Source organism: Microbacterium esteraromaticum (assembly GCF_017303215.1).
In the GTDB taxonomy this organism is placed as follows: Bacteria; Actinomycetota; Actinomycetes; order Actinomycetales; family Microbacteriaceae; genus Microbacterium; species Microbacterium esteraromaticum_C.
Map to the genome: position 1 here is coordinate 845143 of NZ_JAEMWU010000001.1, position 20250 is coordinate 865392.

Annotated in this window: 18 protein-coding genes and 3 tRNA genes; 12 read left to right on the forward strand and 9 right to left on the reverse strand. The window is 65.9% G+C overall.

Annotated features, from left to right (window positions below):
* Nucleotides 1–14: 14 nt before the first annotated feature.
* Complete coding sequence (locus JF543_RS03840) at nucleotides 15–278, reverse strand: glutaredoxin domain-containing protein (protein WP_206821157.1); 264 nt, start codon at nucleotides 276–278, stop codon at nucleotides 15–17.
* A 105-nt stretch (nucleotides 279–383) separates the two neighbouring features.
* Here JF543_RS03840 and JF543_RS03845 point away from each other — a divergent pair, with 105 nt between their 5' ends.
* Together JF543_RS03845 and JF543_RS03850 are read left to right on the forward strand one after the other, a co-directional pair.
* Nucleotides 384–1598 carry a glycosyltransferase family 2 protein gene (locus JF543_RS03845; RefSeq protein ID WP_347401084.1) on the forward strand — a complete coding sequence of 405 codons (1215 nt, stop codon included), beginning with the start codon at nucleotides 384–386 and terminating at the stop codon, nucleotides 1596–1598.
* 261 nt (nucleotides 1599–1859) lie between these two features.
* Nucleotides 1860–2120, forward strand: coding sequence for a DUF6458 family protein (locus JF543_RS03850; protein ID WP_179409203.1), 261 nt, complete (start codon nucleotides 1860–1862; stop codon nucleotides 2118–2120).
* Between the two features lie 148 nt (nucleotides 2121–2268).
* Here JF543_RS03850 and JF543_RS03855 read toward each other — a convergent pair whose 3' ends face one another.
* Nucleotides 2269–3765 (reverse strand): deoxyguanosinetriphosphate triphosphohydrolase family protein, encoded by a 1497-nt coding sequence (locus JF543_RS03855; RefSeq protein ID WP_206822787.1) that lies wholly within the window; start codon nucleotides 3763–3765, stop codon nucleotides 2269–2271.
* 339 nt (nucleotides 3766–4104) lie between these two features.
* Here JF543_RS03855 and JF543_RS14595 point away from each other — a divergent pair, with 339 nt between their 5' ends.
* The 8 genes from JF543_RS14595 (at nucleotide 4105) to JF543_RS03895 (ending at nucleotide 11769) form a co-directional block, all read left to right on the forward strand.
* On the forward strand, nucleotides 4105–5121 hold the full coding sequence (locus JF543_RS14595) for an Lrp/AsnC family transcriptional regulator (protein ID WP_206550600.1): 1017 nt from the start codon (nucleotides 4105–4107) through the stop codon (nucleotides 5119–5121).
* 115 nt (nucleotides 5122–5236) lie between these two features.
* Nucleotides 5237–6727 (forward strand): aldehyde dehydrogenase family protein, encoded by a 1491-nt coding sequence (locus JF543_RS03865; protein ID WP_206822788.1) that lies wholly within the window; start codon nucleotides 5237–5239, stop codon nucleotides 6725–6727.
* On the forward strand, nucleotides 6724–7476 hold the full coding sequence (locus tag JF543_RS03870; protein WP_206822789.1) for a gamma-glutamyl-gamma-aminobutyrate hydrolase family protein: 753 nt from the start codon (nucleotides 6724–6726) through the stop codon (nucleotides 7474–7476). The genes JF543_RS03865 and JF543_RS03870 overlap by 4 nt, the downstream gene beginning before the upstream one ends.
* Entirely contained in the window at nucleotides 7473–7943 is a 471-nt protein-coding gene (locus JF543_RS03875; protein ID WP_179409198.1) for a DUF3830 family protein, read from the forward strand. Before JF543_RS03870 ends, JF543_RS03875 begins: the two co-directional genes overlap by 4 nt.
* Before the next feature lie 55 nt (nucleotides 7944–7998).
* The gene (locus tag JF543_RS03880; protein ID WP_206822790.1) at nucleotides 7999–9087 is read left to right on the forward strand and encodes an extracellular solute-binding protein; all 1089 of its coding nucleotides are present in this window, start codon (nucleotides 7999–8001) and stop codon (nucleotides 9085–9087) included.
* Complete coding sequence (locus tag JF543_RS03885) at nucleotides 9084–9917, forward strand: ABC transporter permease (protein WP_179409196.1); 834 nt, start codon at nucleotides 9084–9086, stop codon at nucleotides 9915–9917. The genes JF543_RS03880 and JF543_RS03885 overlap by 4 nt, the downstream gene beginning before the upstream one ends.
* Complete coding sequence (locus JF543_RS03890; RefSeq protein WP_179409195.1) at nucleotides 9914–10714, forward strand: ABC transporter permease; 801 nt, start codon at nucleotides 9914–9916, stop codon at nucleotides 10712–10714. Before JF543_RS03885 ends, JF543_RS03890 begins: the two co-directional genes overlap by 4 nt.
* Nucleotides 10714–11769: an ABC transporter ATP-binding protein gene (locus JF543_RS03895; protein WP_206822791.1), complete on the forward strand. Its 1056-nt coding sequence runs from the start codon at nucleotides 10714–10716 to the stop codon at nucleotides 11767–11769. Before JF543_RS03890 ends, JF543_RS03895 begins: the two co-directional genes overlap by 1 nt.
* A gap of 116 nt (nucleotides 11770–11885) precedes the next feature.
* Here the strand turns inward: JF543_RS03895 and JF543_RS03900 are convergent, their stop codons facing one another.
* Nucleotides 11886–12779: an HNH endonuclease family protein gene (locus JF543_RS03900; RefSeq protein ID WP_347401085.1), complete on the reverse strand. Its 894-nt coding sequence runs from the start codon at nucleotides 12777–12779 to the stop codon at nucleotides 11886–11888.
* 180 nt (nucleotides 12780–12959) lie between these two features.
* Between JF543_RS03900 and JF543_RS03905 the strand changes: the two genes are divergently transcribed.
* Nucleotides 12960–14189, forward strand: coding sequence for a Fic family protein (locus JF543_RS03905; RefSeq protein WP_206822792.1), 1230 nt, complete (start codon nucleotides 12960–12962; stop codon nucleotides 14187–14189).
* A gap of 304 nt (nucleotides 14190–14493) precedes the next feature.
* Here the strand turns inward: JF543_RS03905 and JF543_RS03910 are convergent, their stop codons facing one another.
* From JF543_RS03910 to JF543_RS03935, 6 genes are all read right to left on the reverse strand, one after another.
* Nucleotides 14494–15423: a hypothetical protein gene (locus tag JF543_RS03910; RefSeq protein ID WP_206822793.1), complete on the reverse strand. Its 930-nt coding sequence runs from the start codon at nucleotides 15421–15423 to the stop codon at nucleotides 14494–14496.
* Nucleotide 15424: 1 nt separating this feature from the next.
* Nucleotides 15425–17176, reverse strand: a complete 1752-nt coding sequence (locus tag JF543_RS03915) for an AAA family ATPase (RefSeq protein ID WP_206822794.1) — start codon at nucleotides 17174–17176, stop codon at nucleotides 15425–15427.
* Nucleotides 17177–17426: 250 nt separating this feature from the next.
* Nucleotides 17427–18104 (reverse strand): hypothetical protein, encoded by a 678-nt coding sequence (locus JF543_RS03920; RefSeq protein ID WP_206822795.1) that lies wholly within the window; start codon nucleotides 18102–18104, stop codon nucleotides 17427–17429.
* Between the two features lie 162 nt (nucleotides 18105–18266).
* Nucleotides 18267–18339: transfer RNA gene (locus JF543_RS03925), tRNA-Phe, on the reverse strand.
* Between the two features lie 70 nt (nucleotides 18340–18409).
* Nucleotides 18410–18483: transfer RNA gene (locus JF543_RS03930), tRNA-Asp, on the reverse strand.
* A gap of 27 nt (nucleotides 18484–18510) precedes the next feature.
* Nucleotides 18511–18583 (reverse strand) — tRNA-Glu (locus tag JF543_RS03935).
* 209 nt (nucleotides 18584–18792) lie between these two features.
* Here JF543_RS03935 and JF543_RS03940 point away from each other — a divergent pair.
* Nucleotides 18793–20178, forward strand: a complete 1386-nt coding sequence (locus tag JF543_RS03940) for a peptidoglycan DD-metalloendopeptidase family protein (RefSeq protein WP_206822796.1) — start codon at nucleotides 18793–18795, stop codon at nucleotides 20176–20178.
* The last annotated feature ends 72 nt before the right edge of the window (nucleotides 20179–20250 follow it).

Genomic DNA, 20250 nt, shown 5'->3' on the forward strand with positions numbered 1-20250 from the left:
CGGGAAGCGGTGGGTCAGATGAGGGCGAGCTCGCGCAGCTTGGCCTCGACGTCGGCGTTCGACGGCTCGACGTGGTGGCTCGAGTCGGGGTACACGACCACCGGGATGTTCATGCGGCCCGAGATCTCCTTGGCGACGTCGGCGGCGGCCGGGTCGGCTACCAGGTCGATGTAGGTGTACTCGATGCCGAGGTCGTCGAGCTGCTTCTTGGTGCGGCGGCAGTCACCGCACCAGTCAGCGCCGAACATAGTGAGGGAGTCGGATGCAGGGGTGCTCATACCTCCAGCCTACGACGGCCACAGACACCCGGCGCCAAGCGAAAGATGGCACGATTGAACGCACGCGTCAACGCACGGCCGATCGCCGATCGGGGGAGGGATCACGTGAGCGCCACCGCCCAACCGCCCGTCGCAGTCGCACCGGTCACCGTGATCGTGCCGACCTACAACGAGCGCGAGAACGTGGCCGAACTCGTGCGGCGCATCGGCGTGGCGCTTGGCGGGTACCGCGCTGAGATCCTCTTCGTCGACGACAGTTCCGACGGCACCGCCGACGAGGTGGCCAGGGTCGCGGCATCCGCGCCTCTTCCCGTACGAGTCATCCATCGTGAGAGCAACAGCGGCGGTCTCGGCGGTGCGGTTGTGCTGGGGCTGCAGCAGGCGGCGTACGACGTATGCATCGTCATGGACGGTGATCTGCAGCATCCGCCCGAGCTTCTGCCGGCCATGCTCGCACGTTACGCGCGGGGCGACGCCGACGTCGTCGCGGCGTCGCGCTACATCGGGGGCGGTGACTCCGCAGGGCTCGGGACCGCACTGCGTTTGGGTGTCTCGAAAGCGGCGACCGCCGTCACGAAGGCGATGTTCCTGCGCCGGCTGTGGCGCAGCACCGACCCGATGACGGGCTTCTTTCTCGTCGACCGCGCCCGGGTCGACGTCGATGTGCTGCGCCCGCAGGGGTTCAAAATCCTGCTCGAGATCCTGGTGCGGGCGGGCGAACGTCACGACCTGCGGATCGCCGAGGTGCCGATGGCCTTTGGTGCCCGTCAGCATGGCAACTCGAAGGCCACGCTGCGTCAGGGGGCGACATTCCTCGCGCACCTGGCCCGACTGCGATTCGGCAAGATGGGCCTGTTCGCCCTGATCGGTGGCATCGGCGCCGTCGCGAACATCGGCATCATGTGGGTGCTCACCCAGGCCGGGATGGACTACCTGATCGCCGCGGTGATCGGCTCTGCCGCGACGATCATCGGCAACTTCGTCCTGCAGGAGCAGTTCGTTTTCCGGGCAGAGCGCCACGATGCGTCACGGCTGTGGGTGCGTTTTGCCGCCTCGGTATCGTTCAACGGCATCGAGGCCGCTCTGCGTATTCCGGTAATGGCATGGATGGTCGAGAGCTGGCATATCTCCAGCGTTCTCGCCACGGCGATCTCGTTGGTCGTCGCCTTCTTCGCCCGGTTCCTGTTCCACGCGCTGGTCGTCTACGCGCCGCGCAAGCGCAAGACGGCGGATGCAATCGCCGAGCCGGCCGTCGACACCGCGGCGATGCGCGTGCTGCGGGCGATCGACGCCGAGGCCATGCGCCCAGGCGAGCTCTGACCCGCTGCCGCTGCCGCTGTCGCGTCGTCGCGTGCCGCGCCCTCCGCTGAGAAACCACTTCCCGTTCGAGAAACACCTCCGCACGTGGTGTCTCATACGGGAAGTGGTTTCTCAGCGGCGGGCCAGTACGCCAGCAGGCGGGCACAGGGCGGGGGCGTTGCGGATCGCAGGGGGTGCTGTCAACCCCTTGCATCGGCCGGTTTGGATTCGAGAGCCTGGGGGCTGTCGCGGTGGACCCCGCGGCGCGAAAGGAGCCCTGCCATGAGCATCGGAACCGGAATCGCCCTCGTCGTCATCGGCGCCATCCTGACCTTTGCGGTGAACGTCGACGTCGCGTGGCTCGACCTCGACCTGATCGGGTACATCCTGATGGGTGCCGGAGTCGTCGTGTTCCTCATCGGCATCGTGCTGATGGCACGCCGTCGTCGCACCGACGTCGTCACCCGCACTGAGACGGCGCCCGACGGCACGCAGCAGACGCGCCGCTCGACCCGTTCCCCCGGCCCCGACGACGTCATCTGACTCCGCCGGTCGGCAGCATCCGCTGAGAAACCACTTCCTGTTCGAGAAACACCTCCGCAAGTGGTGTCTCAAACGGGAAGTGGTTTCTCACCGGAGAGAGACGGCGCGAGACGGCGCGAGACGGCGCGAGCGGCGGGCGAGAAACGGGCTAGAGGCCCTGGCCGGCGTCCCAGAGGCGTTCGGTCTGACCGGCCAGCAGGGCATCGAGCGACGAGGCCTGCGCGTCGGTGAGTGAGGCGACGTAGTCGATGATCCCGCGTCCGCGGGCGAGCCGGTCGAGGTCGTCGTTGGTGCGCGCCCCCACCAGGTCGGGGGCGTCCTGCCGCAGGCGACGGTAGTCGTCGGTGGCGAGTTCGACCAGGTCGATGAGCCGGCGTGGAGCGCGACGTGCGTCGCCCGGGTCGTCGAGCCAGGCGGCGAAGCCGTCGACGAGCCGCACGAGGATGTTCGCCTGCCCGCGCTGGTAGACGGTCAGGTCGGGGCGTTCGAGGATGAAGCGCTCGTGCAGGAACTTCAGCACGGCGACCTCATGCCACGCCTGGCGGTTGAGACTCACATGGCCGCAGCGTTCATCGGGATGCCGGTGCACTTCGATCGACGACTGCAGGCGCGCGATCCATGCGGTGGTGAAACGCGCCAGGCCGCGTTCGCTGGCCAGCGAGCCGTCGAACGGTTCGGCGACGAGACCGTCGATGACCTCGGCCGAGACCTTTGCGACGGCTTCGCTGAAGGCATCCGCATCGGCGATCCAGGCGTCTTTGCTCTGCAGGCGGCGCCAGAGCAGCTCGAGCGAGTGGCCGGGTGTGCGGGTGTCGGCTTCGAGCGCGTCGCGATCGGATGCCCGTAGCCGGGCCAGGTCGCGGTGCCAGGAGTGGAATTCGGCCGACAGCGTCGCGGGGTTCAGCAGTCCGGCGCGGTAGAAGTCGTCGAGGTCGTGCAGCGAGTAGGCGATGTCGTCGGAGATGTCCATGATCGAGCATTCGACGGTCTGCTGACCGGGCGCGATGAGCGGGTACGCCGACAGCGCCGCGCGGGCGTCCTGCTCGTCGATCGCGTAGTAGTTGAACTTGCTCGCCCCACCGCGTCGGCGTCCGCCGTCGCCGCGGCGCCAGGGGTACTTCAGGACGGCGGCGCGTACGGCTGCGGTGAGGTTGAGGCCGACGCCGGGGCGGTCGTGTTCGTCGAGGCGGGTGAGGATGCGGTAGGTCTGCGCGTTGCCCTCGAAGCCTTCGCTCAGCCCGAAGCGAGTGCGGGCGAGGTGGTCGAGGGTTTGCTCGCCGAGGTGCCCGAACGGCGGATGCCCGAGGTCGTGCGCCGCGGCCGCGGCCTGGACGACGACGGGGTGCGCGCCGCCGAGCTCGGCGACGGTGCGACCTGCCTCGTCGTCGCGTGTCGATAGGTGCGTGGCGATGGCGCGTGCGACGGCGGCGACCTTGATCGAGTGGGTGAGCCGGTTGTGCACGGCGAGCCCCGCGCCCGCCTGCGAGATCACCTGCGTGACGGCCGAGAGGCGTGAGTAGAAGGGTGAGAAGCGGATGCGTTCGACATCGACCCGGAACTGCGGGTGCCCTTCGGCCCGCTGGAACTCGTTCAGCGTCTCGGGAAGACGCCGCGCCTGCCGGGGATCGTTCGGATGCTGGGGCATGCAGTCAGTGTGGCACGGCGGATGCCACGGCTGCGCCTGTGTTCCGGGTCGGCGCCGCGGTGTGTCAGGGGTGGTTCTGCAGTGCCGCGGCCATGCCGGTGACCTGGGCGATGACGGCGTCGCGTCGGGTCGATGTTGTGGCGGTCGGGGTGACGAGCGCGGCCAGGTGGGCAGGCAACGTCTTGAGATTTCATGACCCCGCTGACCAGGTCCCTGCTCGTCCTCGTCAGGCCTCGTGAGGTGCAGGTCAGCGGTCCGTGGCGGGTCGAGACCGCGTGTGAAGTGCGCAGAGCCACCGGTCATGAAGGCGCCTAGGTAACGTTTCGGTAGCCTTCAACTGTGAACGACCTTAAGGCCGATGACTCCGACCGACTGATCGCCGCCGCCCTGCAAGTGAACGGCCGAGCCTCATGGGGCGAGATCGGGCGGGCGTTGGATCTGCCTGAGCGCACCGTCGCCCGGCGCGGTCAGCGCCTTCTCGACAGCGGCCTCGTACGGGTGTCGACCTATGTCGATCCGGCGCGCGTACTGCATGCGCGCGCCGTGCTGTTCCGCATCACCACCCAGCCGCGGGCGCTGTGGAGTGTGGCTCGTTCGTTGGCGCGGCGGCCCGATGCGTCGTCGGTGTCGGTGCTCGAAGGCAGCAGTGACGTCACGGGGATGCTGCTGCCGCGTGATGATGCGGCGATCCGCGAACTGCTGTTCACCGACTTCCGCGAACTGCGCGGAGTGGAGTCGATTCACGTCACCACGGTGCTGAAGTTCTTCCGTTCCGGGCATGACTGGAGGGTCGACATTCTCAGCGACGAGCAGGTGCGGATGCTCGACCCGGGCCCGTCCGGCCCCTTGGATCCGGGTGATTCGTTGTCTCCCGATGAGCATGCGCTCATCGAGCTGCTGCTGCGCGACGGGCGGATGCCGGTGGCGCAGCTCGCGCGCGACGTGGGCCTGAATGTCACCACGACGCGTCGCCGCATGGAGTCGCTGCAGCGGCGCGGGCTCATGCATCCGCGAACCGAGGTGCTGCCGTCACTGTTCGGTCTGGGTCTGGAGGCTCTGGTCTGGTTCCGTGTGCCGATGGCAGACATGGAGGCCGTGGGGTCGGCGCTCGCCACGGCCCCCGAGGTGAAGTTCATCGTGGCGACCACGGGAACCTCGCAGTTGCTGTTGAACGTGCTCGTGCGGGACGAAGCGGAGTTCTACGAGTTCCTGACCGGTCCGACGATCGCTCAGCACGAGGGCCTGGAGGTTGTCGATTCGCTCGTGGTGATCGCGCCGGTTCTGCGCGGTTCGCTGATGGTCGACACTCTGATCGACGCCGATGAGGAGCCGCTTACGGGGGCCATCCGAATATAGCGAGATCGCTCACAAATCCCGCCCTAGTGGCGAGATAGTTCATCTACGGTTGCATTTCTGGCGAAAACCGGCGATTATCATCATCTGTGGGACTTCCACAGATGAAAGGATCATCGTGTTCACGGCAACGGGTAGCGACTGGGAACAGCGCGCAGCGGCACTTCACCTCCGGACGGGCTTGCTCATCGATGGCGAGTGGGTGCAGGGATCGGCGGAGCCGCTCACCCCGATCAGCCCGCGCGACGGACGTGCACTGCCCGCGATCTCGGCGGCATCCGATGCCGACGTCGACCGCGCCGTGCGCTCGGCACGCGCCGCCTTCGACAGCGGATGCTGGTCGCAGCGCGCGCCCCGCGAGCGCGGACAGGCGCTGATCGCCTTCGCGCAGAAGATCCACGACAACGCCGAAGAACTGGCCCTGCTGATCTCGCTCGAGATGGGCAAGCCGATCCGCGAAGCGCTGCAGACCGAGATGCGCGCCGTCGTCAACTGCTTCCGCTGGTACGGCGAAGCCGTCGACAAGGTGCTCGACGAGCTTCCGGTCACCTCGCCCAACAGCCTCGCGCTGGTTACCCGCGAACCCGCCGGTGTCGTCGCCGCCGTCGTGCCCTGGAACTTCCCCCTCACGATGACCGCGTGGAAGCTCGCCCCCGCGCTCGCCGTCGGCAACAGCGTCGTGCTCAAGCCCGCCGAGAACTCCAGCTTCTCGGCGCTGCGTCTGGCCGAACTCGCCCTCGAAGCGGGCATCCCCGCCGGCGTGCTCAACGTCACCCCGGGCCGGGGCCACGAGGCCGGCCGCGCGCTCGGCGAGCACAACGACGTCGACGTCATCACCTTCACCGGCTCGCCCGAGGTGGGACGCAAGTTCCTCACCTACTCGGGTCTCTCCAACGGAAAGCGCGTCTGGCCCGAGCTCGGCGGCAAGACCGCCAGCCTCGTGCTGCCCGATGCCGACCTCGAGCGCGCCGTGCGCGCCACCGCCGATGGGTGCTTCTACAACCAGGGCCAGATGTGCACGGCCTCGTCGCGGCTGCTCGTGCCCCGCGCCGACCGCGATCGTGCTCTCGAGATCGCCGCCGAGGTGGCGCGCACCACGCTGCCCGCCGACCCGTTCGAGGTGACCACCTCGATGGGAGCGATCGTGAGCGAGAACCAGCTGCGCAGCATCGCCGGTTTCGTCGAGCGTGCGGATGCTGAAGGCGCCGAGATCGCCGCCGGTGGCGCTGAGCGCTTCGACGCCGTCGCGGGCGGCAGCTACTTCGCTCCCGTCGTTGTCGGTGTGACTCCCGAGAACGAGGTTGCACGCCGCGAGGTGTTCGGCCCGGTGCTCTCGGTCATCGCCTACGACGACCTCGATGACGCGCTGGCGATCGCCAACGGCACGGAGTACGGTCTGGCCGCCGCGCTGTGGAGCAACGACCTCAACGCCGTGCACCGGGTCTCGCGACGCATCAAGGCCGGTGTCGTGTGGGTGAACTGCTTCGAAGAGGGCGACATGACCATGCCGTTCGGCGGAGTCAAGGGCTCCGGCTACGGGCGCGACAAGAGCCTGCACGCTCTCGAGAAGTTCACCGACCTCAAGTCGACGTGGATCGAGCTGTCGTGACCGCCCCGCTCATCGGCATCAGCACCTGGCGCCGCACCTTCGACACCGAGCTCGGCGACGCCCGCCCCATGCACACGCTGGGGGCCGAGTACGCCGCTCCGGTCGAAGCGGTCGGCGGTGCCGTGGTGCTGCTGCCCCCGACCGCCGCTGTCGATACGGTGCTCGACCGCATCGACGGACTGGTGATCTCGGGTGGGCAGGATCTCGACCCGTCGCGCTACGGTGCGGCCCCCGAAGCCGGCAAGACCTACGACCCCGCCCGCGACGAGTACGAGATCGCCCTTGTGCGCGGTGCGCGCGAACGCGGCATCCCGGTTCTGGCCATCTGCCGCGGCATGCAGGTGACCAATGTGGCCTTCGGCGGCAGTCTGATCGTCGACATCGATGCGACGGTCACTCACCGCCCCACCACCGGTGCGGCGCAGCTCGATGAGCGCCACCCGGTGCGCATCGACGCCGGCAGTCGTCTGAGTCGTGCCTACGGGGTGACCGAGCGCACCGTCAACACGATCCATCATCAGGCGGTCGACCGCCTCGCCGAGGGGTTCCGGGCGGTCGCCTGGGCGCCCGACGGCATCGTCGAGGCGATCGAGCCCGACGACGACTGGGCCTACTGGGGCGTGCAGTGGCACCCCGAGAAGCTTGCCGGCGCGGAAAGCGCCGAAGAGACCCCCCTGTACGCGGCGCTGATCGCCGCAGCACAGGAACGAGCAGCCGGCGCGTGCGCCGCGAAGAAAGGAACAGCATGACCAAGCAGATCTTCCTCGAGTACGAAAACGGCACGCGCGCCATCGCCACGCTCCTTGAGGACCTGGCGCCCGAGACCTGCGCCGCGCTGTGGGGCGCACTCGAGAAGCCGGTGACGATGCAGGCGATGCACGCCATGTACGCCGGCCCCGAGGTTATGGTGGGCCTGCCCGAAGAGGCACAGGGCTTCGACCCCGAGGCGATCCCGCACGAGAACCAGCAGGTCGTTCCGGCCCCCGGAGACCTCATGTGGTACTGGCAGCGTCCCATGCAGATGGGCGGCCTGCCCTTCGAGTGGTACGAGATCGGTGTGTTCTACGCCGGTGGCGCACGCGTCTTCGGCCCGCTCGGCTGGACCCCGGTTAACATCTGGGCCCGCGTGACCGAGGGCCTTGAAGAATTCGCCACCGAGAGCGCCGCGATCCGCATCGACGGTGCCAAGAACCTCACCATCGGCCGCGTCGCCTGACAGCACGCGACCCGAGGACCTCTCCGTCCCCGATGATTGATACGAAGGAGTATGCATGAAAACCCGAAAGTTCATGACCCTCGGTGCCCTGGCGACCATCGGAGCGCTCGCGCTCACAGGTTGCAGCGGCGCCGCTGACACCCCGAGCGCCGACGGCGACGCCGACAAGCCCTACGCCGGCGAGACCATCGTCGTCACCACGTTCGGTGGCGACTGGGAGAAGGCGTTCGTCACCGCCGTCGTCGACCCGTTCGAGGCCGAGACCGGTGCCAACGTCGAACTCGTCACGCTGTACAGCGCCGACGCGCTCGCCCAGGTCACCGCGCAGAAGGCCAGCCCGCAGATCGACGTCGTCCACTTCTCGGGCGGCCAGGAGTACACCGCCGCGCAGGAGGGGCTGATCGACCCGATCGCCGCTGACGACCTGTCGGAGTACGACAACCTCGTCTCGGTCGCAACCGCCGGCCTGGAGCGCGGCGAAGGCCCCGTGATCCAGCTGGCCCCGATCGGCCTGGTCTACAACACCGAGTCCGGTGCACCCGCGCCGACCTCGTGGGAAGACCTGTTCGATGAGGCCTACGCCGGTCACGTCGCCCTGCCCGACCTGAGCAACTCGTACGGCGTGCTGTCGATGCTGCGCGTCGCAGACGTGCTCGGCGGCGGCATCGACGACACCGAGCAGGCCATCGCCGACCTCGGTGCACTCGCGGCATCCGGTGACGCGATCGTGGTTCCCACCTCGCCCGACCTGCAGACGGCATTCGCCCAGCGCGGCACGTGGCTTGCCCCGTACGCCATGGACTACGCCGGCACCCTGCAGGACGCGGGTCTTCCGGTCGAGTTCATCGTTCCCGAAGAGGGCGTGACTGCCTCGCTGATCACCGCCAACGTGGTCTCGGGCCGTGAGAACACCGAGCTGGCAAAGCTGTTCGTCGACTTCGAGCTGCGCCCCGAGGCGCAGAAGGTGTTCGCCGAAGAGATGCGCTACTCGCCGGTCAACTCGGCCACCGAGCTGTCGGCAGAGGCTGCCGAGTCGGTGCTCACCGGCGATGCCCTCGACGCGGCCGTCGTCTACGCCCCCGGTGACATCGCCGGTGAGCGTCAGGCGTGGATCGACTCCTGGAACGCACTGATCACCCAATGAGTATCCGAACCCGTAAGGAGCCCTGGCTGCTCCTCCTGCCGGCGCTGGCTCTGCTCACGATCGGCTTCGTCACCCCGGTTGCCGGCATGCTTCTCATGAGCGTTCAGGCGTCGGCAGGCGGGTTCACTCTGGAGAACTTCACTCGTCTGTTCACCAGCGAGTACCACCTCCAGGCGGCGTGGCGTTCACTCCGCCTGGGGGTCATCCAGACGCTCGTCACCCTGCTGCTGGCCGTCCCGCTGTCGTACATCATGGCCAGGGCCGGCGCGAAGGTGCGGTCGTTCCTGCTGATCGTCATCATCCTTCCGCTCATGACGAGCGTCGTGGTGCGCACGTTCGGCTGGGTCGTGCTGATGGGCCCGATGGGCCTGCTCATGCAGATTCCGGGTGCCGAGTGGATCGCGCAGAGTGCGCAGGGCTTCCTCGGCACCGAGGTGGGCGTCGTCATCGCGATGGTCCAGGTGCTGCTGCCGTTCGCCGTGCTCAGCATCCTCGGGGTCATCTCGGGCATCCGTCCGCAGCTCGAAGAGGCCTCACGCACTCTCGGTGCGGGCTTCTGGCGCACGCTGTGGCACGTCGTGCTGCCGCTGTCGATCCCCGGGATCGTCGCGGGAGCGTCACTGGTGTTCGTGCTCTCGGTGAGCTCGTTCATCACCCCCCGCTTCATCGGTGGGCCGCAGATCCCTGTGTTCGCGCAGACGATCTACGTCGACGCCACCACCAACCTGAACTGGCCGTTCGCTGCCGCCCAGGCCGTGCTCCTGTTCGCAGGGGTCATGCTGGTGCTCGCCGCCACCGCCCGAATCGGAAAGGCACCGGTGCGCGCATGATCCGCTCAGTGCCGATCGTCGGCAAGATCCTCGCGATCCTGCTGGGGATCTTCATCACCCTCTACATGCTCGTGCCGCTGCTCGTGGTGGCCGGTGCCTCCATCAGCGAGAGCCGCTTCCTGACGTTCCCCCCGAAGGGATTCACTCTGGAGTGGTACGTCGACGCGCTGACATCCGACACGTATCTTGAGCCGTTCCGTCTCAGCCTGCTGGTCGGCGTCGTCGTGGCGATCCTCGCCGCGACGATCGGCACCGCGGCGGCGCTTGCGCTCACCCGGTTCCCGATCCCCGGGGCCGGCGCGATCCAGGCGTTCCTGATGTCGCCGTTGACGCTGCCGACGATCATCCTCGCGATCGGTGCGCTGTCGCTGACGTCGATGACGATCGGTGCCCCCAACGTGGGTGTGCTGATCGTGGTGCACGTCGTGATCGCGATCCCGTATGTGATGCGCACCGTCACCGGAGTCATGGCCCGCGCCGACCACTTCACCGAAGAGGCATCGCGCACCCTCGGCGCCAACGCATGGAACCGCTACCGTCTCGTCGTGCTCCCCATTGCGCGACCGGGTATCGCGGCGGGGGCGTTCTTCGCCTTCAACATCTCGTTCGACGACGCGGTGATCGCCCTGTTCCTGCGCAGCCCGCAGCTGGAGACCCTGCCCATCGCGATCTACGGGCAGCTGGAGTTCAGCACCTCGCCGACGGTCGCCGCCGTCTCTACCCTCATGGTTCTCATCACCGTGGCCCTGATGATCGTGCTGGAGCGCATCATCGGCCTGGGAAGGTTGTTCGTCTGATGACTACGCTCACCATCTCTTCGCTCACGAAGGACTTCAAGAGCACGCAGGTTCTCAAGGGCATCGACCTGGCGGTCGAGTCCGGTGAGTTCATCTCGCTGCTCGGGCCGTCGGGATGCGGAAAGACGACGCTGCTGCGTTGTATCGCAGGCCTCGAATCTCCCACGAGCGGAACGATCGAGATCGGCGGCACCGATGTGACGCGCCTGCCTCCGGAGAAGCGCCACCTGGGCATGATGTTCCAGAGCTACGCACTCTTTCCGCACATGACCGTCGTCGAGAACGTGCGCTTCGGTCTGCGCATGGCGGGCGACAAGCCGAAGGCCGAGCAGCGCGAGCTGTCGCATCGTGCGCTGGAACGCGTGCAGATGGGGCACCTCGCCGACCGGCATCCGGCGCAGCTTTCGGGAGGACAGCAGCAGCGCGTGGCGCTGGCGCGGGCGATCGCGTTCGAGCCGCGTGTGCTGCTGTTGGATGAGCCCCTGTCGAACCTGGATGCCCGTCTGCGCGAAGACATGCAGATCGAGCTGAAGGAGCTGCACCGCACGCTCGGCCTCACCACGATCTTCGTCACGCACGACCAGGAAGAGGCGATGAGCCTGTCGGACCGCGTCGTGCTGATGAACGGGGGAGTGATCGAGCAGGAGGGCGCGCCCACCGACCTGTACGGCGCTCCGCGTTCGTCGTTCGCGGCCGACTTCATCGGCTCGGCGAACCTGCTGCCCGCGACGCGCTCCGGCGCCACCGCCTACCTGCAGGGCAGTGACGTCGCGGTGACGATCGGGGGCTACGCCCCCGTCGGAACGGTCGACGGTGAAGACGGCCAGGTGATGTTGCGTCAGGAAGACCTGCACGTGCGTGCGGCGGTGGATGCTGACGCACCGGTGCCGGTCGAGATCGTCACCTCGGTGTACCGCGGTGCGGATGTCGTGTACGTCGTCGAGCTGGCCGGGCGCCGTCTGCGTGTCGTGGCCCCGCGTCACGAAGTTCTGCTGCCTGCCGGGCCTGCGGGCCTCGGGTGGCGCGAGGGCGCAGCCCTCTGGCTCGCTGCGTAACCCGAATCGCGGCTGATTCCAATCGGCCCGGATCCTGCGTCTCCTCCCCTCGGAGAGGCGGGGTCCGGGCCGATTTCTGTGCCCACGGCGTTTGGTTCGGCTGCTGTGGTGCGTGGTCAGGAAGACGGAACCGAGAGCGTCGACGCCGGTAGCGGCTGGTCGGGGCAGGTGTTGAGCACTCGTGTGATCGCGTCGTGTTCGGCGGGCGTGACCCACAGGTTGTAGGCGGCCTTCACGGCGACCTGGCGTGCGACGTAGTCGCACCGGAAGGCGCGGTTCTTGGGCAGCCAGGTGGCGGCGTCGCCGTCGCCCTTCTGCGCGTTGGCTGAGCCGTCGACGGCGAGCAGGTTGAGGGGGTCGTTGGCGAACGATGCGCGCTGGTCGGTGCTGAGCTGTTGGGCGCCTTTCTGCCAGGCATCCGACAGGGCGACGACGTGGTCGATCTGCACGAGTTCGCTGGTGCCTTGACCTCGGATGAAGTCGATCGTCTGCCCCGTGAAGGGGTCGTCGAGTGTGCCCGTGGTGACGCGGCAGTTGCCTGTGCGGGTGATGTCGGTGAGGTCGCGGGCGAGGATGTCGTTGCGGGTGTCGCAGCCGTTGCGGTCGACGTCTTGCCAGCGGGGGCCGAACTGTTCGCGGGAGTAGCCGGTCTTGGGTGCACGGCCTTTGACGGTCAGGGTGTCGAGTGTTTGCAGCGCGGTGACGTTCTGGAGGTCGTCGGGTGTGCCTGCGGGAGCGTCGGGCGACGGTGCGGTGGCTGGTTCGGTCGGCGTCGGGGTGGCGGTGAGAGACGGCGGATGTCCGACATCGTCGCCGAACACGACGTTGGCGAGGCTGCCGATGAGCAGGACGGCCACGCCGAGCGCCACAAGCCCGAGCGTCTTGCGGCCCCGTCGGAGGAGCTTCTTCGATGCCGTGCGCGCGCTTGCCATCATGTTCACCGCTCTGCCGGCGCACCGCTGCACGCGCACCGCGCATGGAAGGCCGGCGATCAGGTGCGCCGGGCGCACGATCGGATACTGACCCCGTGCCTCGGGGTGCAACGCGCTGTTCGGGTGGCAGCGCACTGTTAATCGTAGGAGGGGGTGGGGACACTCGCGCATGGTTGACCGCCACGGTCGACTGAAGTAGTCTCACGCTTATTCCAGTTTATGTGGCATATTCTTGAGTATTACCTGCCATAATCAAGCATGCACGCTTCACAGTTCACCGGGCATCAGTGGCCGCCCCACGAGGTGGAGGTGTTGCCTTGGCGTCAGCAGGTGCGTGGAGGAACCCGCGCCGACCGGATGCTGACTGTCGTACAGGCGACGATCCCTCCGATGATCGAGCACGCGGAGTATCTTCCTCCGATGCCGGTCATCGTGGCATCCGAGCACGCGTTGCTGGCCGTTGCTCAGGCAGACACGGATGCTGAGGGGCATTCTGCGGCGATGAGCCGCTTCATGATGCGTACGGAATCGGTTGCCTCGTCCAAGATCGAGCGGATCACGGCCGATGCGGTCGACTACGCCAAAGCTCTGGCCGGCAACCGCTCGAACATTTCCGCGTCGAGCATGGTGGCGGCCAGCACAGCGTTGCACGAGCTCGTCACCGTGACCGGAGATCGTGGTCGATTCGAACTGGACGACGTCCTCGCCGCACACCACGCGCTCATGAAGGACGACCCGCAGGAAGCGTCCTACGCCGGCCGCCTGCGTGACATGCAGAACTGGATCGGCGGAAGCGACTACTCGCCTCGAGATGCGCTGCACGTGCCGCCCGCCTCCGAGCGTGTCCCCGCACTGATGGACGACCTGCTCGCCTATCTGAACCGCGATGATGTGCCCGTGCTGACGCAGGCGGCGATCGGGCACGCCCAGTTCGAGTCGATCCATGCCTTCACCGATGGCAATGGCCGTATCGGCCGAGCCTTGGTCTCCGCTGTCTTTCGTCGGCGAGGTGTGACGCGAAACGCTGTCGTTCCGCTGGCCAGCGGTCTGCTCGCCGAACGCGATAGCTACTTCGCAGCCCTCGGGGCATATCGCCTCGGCAACCCCGCTCCGTTGGTCGAGCTGTTCGCACGTTCCGCTCGCGCGGCGGCGACGTGCTCTCGCGTGTCCATCGCGCGCATCAAGGCGCTCCCGGGAGAGTGGATGGCAGAGGTCCAGCCACGCACGGGCTCTGCGGCCGCTGCTCTCATCCCCGCCTTCTATGACCATCCGGTGATGACGGTCTCGGAGATCGAACAGTACTCCGGCGCCTCTACGCAGGCGACCTACACGGCGATCGATCGGCTTGAGGATGCCGGCTTCATCCGCGAGATCACAGGACGCAAGCGCGACCGGGTCTGGGTGGCGTCTGAGCTTCTGGCTGAGCTCGACGATCTCGATCGGCGCATCCAGGCCGCAATGGTCAAGGGGTTGCCGACTCAAGGCTGAGCCCGCGGCTCATCGACGAATCCATCTACCAAGAGCAGTCAGGGCAACGACCGGGGGAGGGCAAAGCAAAACCCCCGCGATGTAGAAGCTACGCGAGGGTTTCTGGGATCACTGTAATGATGATCCTTGTGGCTCCGACCGGCATCGATCCGGTGACCTTTCGACTTCAGTTGGATGCGGCGGGGTAACGGGTGCCTGTTGGTCGTCGGTTGCCGCGTGATTCCGCGGAAGTCGTCTGCGTTGGTCGCGGCTGGTTTGGGGTGGATTCAGTGGAATTGCCAGCACGGGACCGGCACATGGTGATCTAGATCGAAAGATGATCGATGATCGTGCCAACATAGACGACCTCGTCGGCCACGAAGAAGTGAATACGATTGACGTCGGGCCGGAATTTGGTGTGCCACTCGCAACGGATGGTGCGGCCATCGAAAACGAAGTCGCGTTCCTTCATTGCTGCAGAATTACGTCGTGTCTTGGGGCTTTCTGGGGAGGACGTCACTCCGAGCGAGCCAAAGGCCGCCTCGCGGTCTGCTGTTTCGGTGAAGGTGCGCCAGATGTCCCGCGCGTGGTCGTTGAGCGCTGATAGGTGCAGAACCAACGCGTCAAAGACAGCAGGGTGATCTCCCTTGAGCGTGTTTACATCGGCCCAGGCGCGGTCAGCGAAACGCAGGTTCGGGAATAGGCGTTCTGCATTTGCTTGTACTGCACCGATGTCCTCCGGGAACTCCGTAAGTACGCTCTGCCGCCAAGCTGCAGCCAGGTCCTGTCGGCTCGCGATCCTCCGCGTTACATTGAAGAAGCGAGCATCCTGGCAGGCAGCACAGTCCAAGGGCTCAGACCAGCATGCGTCGACCGTAGCTAGGGCTATCACGGTGCCAGCGCCCGTGGCGGCAGCATCTGACATTAGGGTCAGGGCGTTGGTGTCTGATCCGAGGACCGGGCTGTAGATCGACGAGAAGTGCTCTCTGCAGAGTGAGCGCTCTGTTCGCTGTGCTGTGTAACCGCGATTGACGATCTTTCCTAAGATCGACCACATGTCCCCGGTGGGCAGGCCGTCGACACGCGGGAGGTTGCTCATCAGAGCATACAACGCCTGCATCGTGGTCGGCCCTACCCGAGGGTCTTTGTCATCGGCTCGCTCGTCGAGTCGTTTCCAGAAGGCCAAGCTGCCGACCGAACTAGGCGATGGGATGATCAGTTCTGGGTCAAACAACCGGAATATTTCTGCCGCCATGCTAACTCGCCGTAGAGCGTGCGATGTTTGCCATGAGTATTGCGCGGACGTCTTCCTCGGCGGAAGATAGGAAACCGCTCGGCCATTCGGTCAGGTCGCCGAACTCTGTAACGTTGAGAGTCCGCGCCGTTGAGCCACCGTCACCTGGTTCCACAAAAATTATGTCAACCGAATCCGGTGCCACTTGGTCTTCAGCAACACGACGGCGAATGCGGGTGACAAATGCATCACTGTGTGTTTCTATAATGATCGACATGTCCGGACGAGCAGTTATTAGAAAGTCTGCGAGCCGCGCCTGTACTGCCGGGTGAAGATGGAGTTCAGGCTGCTCGATGATGAAGATTGCATCTCTTGGCGCGGCGAGCACGCCGACGACAAGGGGGAGAGCTTGGCTGACGCCAACTCCCACTGAAGTCAGATCACGGGTGTGGCCATCAACGATAAGGTCTAGCCCGACACCAAGCTTCCCGTGGGAGCGGGCGGAAACGGTCTCGCCAATCTTCAAGTATGACAACCAATGATCCACTGCCGTGTTTAGCGAGCGCACTTGATCTTCGCCGTCTGACGAGCGATATGGGACCAATGTCGTCTGTGCCCGTGACAGTACTGCTGCACTGTACTCGCCACGCGTACCGACCGGGAGGCCTTTGGCAATTTCGTTCCAGTGATTCCATACAACACGCGGTTCATCGCGCAGAGGGCCAAGGTACTGTACTCGTTCGCCGAGGGCTTCCATCGCGTTCTCTACAGCTTGCAAGGCAACGTATGTATCACCGAGTGTTACTTCGAGGATTCCTTCAAGTAAGCCATCGGCAACTGATCCGTGGCCCCAGAGTGAACCGCGAACTGGAAGAAATATGAAATCTCGACGCTGGCGCTCCTGGGCCGCAGCGTCGAGAAGGAGATCCTTCTCCCTAAGGCTTAGACGCCCCCACATTCGATCGAGTAGGTGGGGCGGCATTGTGCCGCGGCTGAAACCGTGCTCCTCCAGCAAGGCTCTTGCGGGGTGATCTTTCGAGCGTCCCGCTGCACGCGACGCATGTCTCACGAACTCGTTGATGAGCGTGGCTCCGGCGACCCGGGAAGAGGACGTGTTCGAGGACTTCTTCGACGCAGCTTGCTGCCTGCCGTCAAGTACTGCTTGGATAGCACGCCGATATGAGTCTCGGAGGCTATCCGGTTGTTTGAACTGGATTACCCCGATCGGGCGGAGCCCTTGCAGAATCACGTAGGTGCGCAGAAGATCTGGGGCGCCGTCGATCATTGACTTGAGTCGTAGTGCGTCGACGGTTCCGATTCCCCGCAGCAGATCTTCTGCTCGGTTGCGGTCGCCAGTTCGAGAGTGTGCGTGTTCGAGCACGAGCGGCGGGGTTGCGTTGTCGCCCGGGATGATCTCGATGCGGGTAGGGGTGAGGGTAGAGCCGTCTGGCTTTGGGGAGAGACTGAAAGTTGCCTGTAGCTCTCGGCCGTGCAGCAATTCCTCGTTTCGCTCGGCCTTGAGCTCCATGTTGATGGTGATCGCATTGCCGCCTGATGCTTCCCGTACCAGATCGGTGGCTTCCCCGAGCCGTACAAGCGGACCGTTGAGGACGAGCGGGCCCTCACTGTGGAGGCTCTGAGCGAGGAGGAGTAGGGACTGAATGATGGACGATTTTCCGCTGCTGTTGATGCCCGTGAGAATCGTTGTCTTTCCGCTTCGGGTGTCCAGTTGTGCTGAGCGCACACCCTTGAAATCGTTGACCTGCCAGAGCATCGATACCCCTCCTCACCGCGAGTGTAGCGTCCGTTGGGAAGTTCGAGCGTGTCGCGCCGACGGGGAGCGCTCGGGCCGCAGCGGAGCGAGGACCGGACGCGCCGCAGGCGGTGCTGTCGGCCGGAGGTCGGCCTTGAACGAGTAAAGAAAGTCCTCACACCTCGCGTCACTTCGTGGACCGCCGAGCTCGCGTGGCTGTTGCCTTGACGTCTTCGGGGTTGACTGCGCGGGCCTCGAAGCGTCGGTGCCACTAGTCAAACACCGAGAGCAGCTTTGGGTCGCGGCGCTTCAGCGCTACTGACATGAACGACGCCAGATCATCGATCGGTCGAGTGATCCGTTCATCCGCGGGGTTTCTGACGAATCCGAGCTGCTTCGATGCGTTCTTGCCGAACAGGGCCGTGAACTCCTCAGAGACGATGGAGCGCATCCGTCTGCGCCGCTTCAGCTGCTCGTCCAGGGCGGGGGAGATGCCGCTGAAGTCCCTGTCGATGACCGAGAGGAACGGCGCGAGGAAGATGTCGACCAGTGGGTCCGCCTTGAGCAGTTCCCGTACCGCCTGCACATGGTGGTCGTTGTATCGGTGGCGGAGTGCACTCGGCGACACCGGCTGCCACTTGGCAAGCATGGCGAGCTTGGGACGCGGATCGGCGACTGTTTGCGCGTGAGTAGTCAGTAGAGCGTGGATGTCGGCCGAGCGATCGGCTAGTTCAGCGCTGACGCCGGCAACCCGCTGGAGCCACTCCTCGGTGTCGTCGTCGGGGAGGTCGGCCGCTGTTGGGGTCCAGCGCGGCGGCGTTGAGTGCTCGAAGTCGGCCGCAGGGCTGGTCCAGCAGGCTGCTGGACTGGCTTCGCGCTCATGCTCGAGGTCGGTGGGGGCGGGGTGGTTTCGACGCCGCCACCGGCACAAAACCGGCACAAGGCCCACGGGCGGCGCGTTTCGTCTCGCTTCGCTCGCTCAACGACCGGGGCTGGGTGGAGGCGTTTCGTCGCGCTTCGCTCGCTCGACGACCGGGGGAGGGCAAAGCAAAACCCCCGCGATGTAGAAGCTACGCGAGGGTTTCTGGGATCACGGTAATGATGATCCTTGTGGCTCCGACCGGCATCGATCCGGTGACCTTTCGATTTTCAGTCGAACGCTCTACCAACTGAGCTACAGAGCCGCGCGGCACTTCGTGGAACTGCCGCGTCCGATACGAAAGGCCTTCTCGAAAGAAGGCCCGTCGCTTGGAGCGACCCTGACGGGACTTGAACCCGCGACCTCCGCCGTGACAGGGCGGCACGCTAACCAACTGCGCTACAGGGCCATACTTGTTAAATTGTATCGGAAAGAGTGACCCCAACGGGATTCGAACCCGTGCTACCGCCGTGAAAGGGCGGCGTCCTAGGCCGCTAAACGATGGGGCCGGATGAGATCCCCGGGGGGTTCCCTTGCCGACGCTCAAGCATAAGCGGTTTTTCCTCCAAAAGTGAAATCGAGGGCGGTTCGGCTTGTATCCCGGGCGTTTCGAGGCAGGATGGAGGTGCCTCGCGCGCACGCGCGAGACCGACGAGACCTGTTGCAGTTGTGACGAATGTTGTTAGTGTGGCAACTGTGAAACGGGGGACGATGCCGTGTGAACGATGACGTGCTGAAGGATGCGACTGCAGCATCCGATGACTGCGACTGCGCGCCTACATCCGCAGAGCGACGCTCCCTCTGGCCCTCGGCCAAGGTGTCGCGCCGCGGCGCGATCACCGTTGGTGCACTCAGTGCCATCGCGGTTACCGCCTTCGGAATCTCTGCCGGCAGCCCCACCGCCCACGCCGCCGACTACCCGAGCTGGGATGACGTTCAGCGCGCGAAGGCCAACGAGGTCGCCAAAGCCGGCGAGATCACCCGTATCCAGGGTCTGATCGAGCAGCTCACCCAGCAGGCCGCCGCCGCCGAAGAAGCCGCACGCAAGGCCGGCGAGGAGTTCTACGCCGCCCAGCAGGCGTACTTCGAGCAGGCAGACAAGGCCGAAGACCTGCAGGCTCAGGCTGACGAGCAGTCGGCCATCGCTGATGAGAGCGCGCAGAAGGCCGGCCAGGTCGCCAACCAGATCTACCGCAACAACGGAGACGACGCCGCTCTCGAGATGTTCCTCTCGAACTCGGGCGACGGCGCCGACGACCTGCTGGAACGCCTCGGCAGCATGGACAAGCTGCTCGAGTACAACCGTGCAGTTGCCGACCGCGCCGCCGCCGCCCGCGACTCGGCGCAGTCGCTCACCGACCAGGCGGTCAAGGCGCGCGACGAACGCGATCGGCTGCAGAAGGTCGCCGAGCAGAAGATGATCGCCGCGCAGCAGGCCGCGGATGCCGCCCAGGCGGCCCTGCAACAGAAGCAGGACAACCTGCTCACGCTCGAAGCGCAACTCGCCGCGCTCAAGGACACCACGACCGCGACGGTCGCCGGTTACCAGGAGGGCGAGCGCAAGCGCAAGGAAGAAGAAGAGCGTCGCCGCCGCGAAGAGGAAGAGCGTCGTAAGCAGGAGGAAGCCGCCAACAACAACGGCGGTGGCGGCTCCGGCGGCGGAGGAGGTGGCGGTGGCACCGGCGGATCGGGCTCCGGCGCCTGGCGCCGCCCGCACGGCGGGTACATCTCGTCGCACTATGGCCCGCGCCCCCCGCGCTGTGTCAACGGCGTCTGCCGCTCGACGTTCCACCGCGGAACCGACTTCGCCAATGGGTGCGGCACGGGAATCTACGCCGCCTCATCCGGGCGCGTCGATGCCGCGTTCTACAACGACGGCTACGGCAACTACATCCGCATCCAGCACGGCGGCGGCGTCGCCACCGGCTACGCGCACCTCAGTCGATTCGCTGTGAGATACGGCCAGCAGGTCAGCGCCGGGCAGCTCATCGGCTACGCCGGCAACACGGGCGCCTCGCAGGGGTGCCACCTGCACTTCGAGGTCTACACGGGCGGCGGAACCACCAACCCGTACAACTTCCTCAGGGCCCGCGGCGCGATCTGATCGCGTGCATCCGCCACAACGACGAAACCCCCGGCCGCTCGGCCGGGGGTTTCATCGTTCGGGCTCAGGGCC

What these genes read in the sequence shown, in the direction of transcription:
- JF543_RS03840 (WP_206821157.1), bottom strand. Translation starts at nt 278, where the DNA reads ATGAGCACCCCTGCATCCGACTCCCTCACTATGTTCGGCGCTGACTGG.
- JF543_RS03850 (WP_179409203.1), top strand. Translation starts at nt 1,860, where the DNA reads ATGAGCATCGGAACCGGAATCGCCCTCGTCGTCATCGGCGCCATCCTG.
- JF543_RS03855 (WP_206822787.1), bottom strand. Translation starts at nt 3,765, where the DNA reads ATGCCCCAGCATCCGAACGATCCCCGGCAGGCGCGGCGTCTTCCCGAG.
- JF543_RS03875 (WP_179409198.1), top strand. Translation starts at nt 7,473, where the DNA reads ATGACCAAGCAGATCTTCCTCGAGTACGAAAACGGCACGCGCGCCATC.
- JF543_RS03880 (WP_206822790.1), top strand. Translation starts at nt 7,999, where the DNA reads ATGAAAACCCGAAAGTTCATGACCCTCGGTGCCCTGGCGACCATCGGA.
- JF543_RS03885 (WP_179409196.1), top strand. Translation starts at nt 9,084, where the DNA reads ATGAGTATCCGAACCCGTAAGGAGCCCTGGCTGCTCCTCCTGCCGGCG.
- JF543_RS03890 (WP_179409195.1), top strand. Translation starts at nt 9,914, where the DNA reads ATGATCCGCTCAGTGCCGATCGTCGGCAAGATCCTCGCGATCCTGCTG.
- JF543_RS03895 (WP_206822791.1), top strand. Translation starts at nt 10,714, where the DNA reads ATGACTACGCTCACCATCTCTTCGCTCACGAAGGACTTCAAGAGCACG.
- JF543_RS03905 (WP_206822792.1), top strand. Translation starts at nt 12,960, where the DNA reads ATGCACGCTTCACAGTTCACCGGGCATCAGTGGCCGCCCCACGAGGTG.
- JF543_RS03910 (WP_206822793.1), bottom strand. Translation starts at nt 15,423, where the DNA reads ATGGCGGCAGAAATATTCCGGTTGTTTGACCCAGAACTGATCATCCCA.
- JF543_RS03915 (WP_206822794.1), bottom strand. Translation starts at nt 17,176, where the DNA reads ATGCTCTGGCAGGTCAACGATTTCAAGGGTGTGCGCTCAGCACAACTG.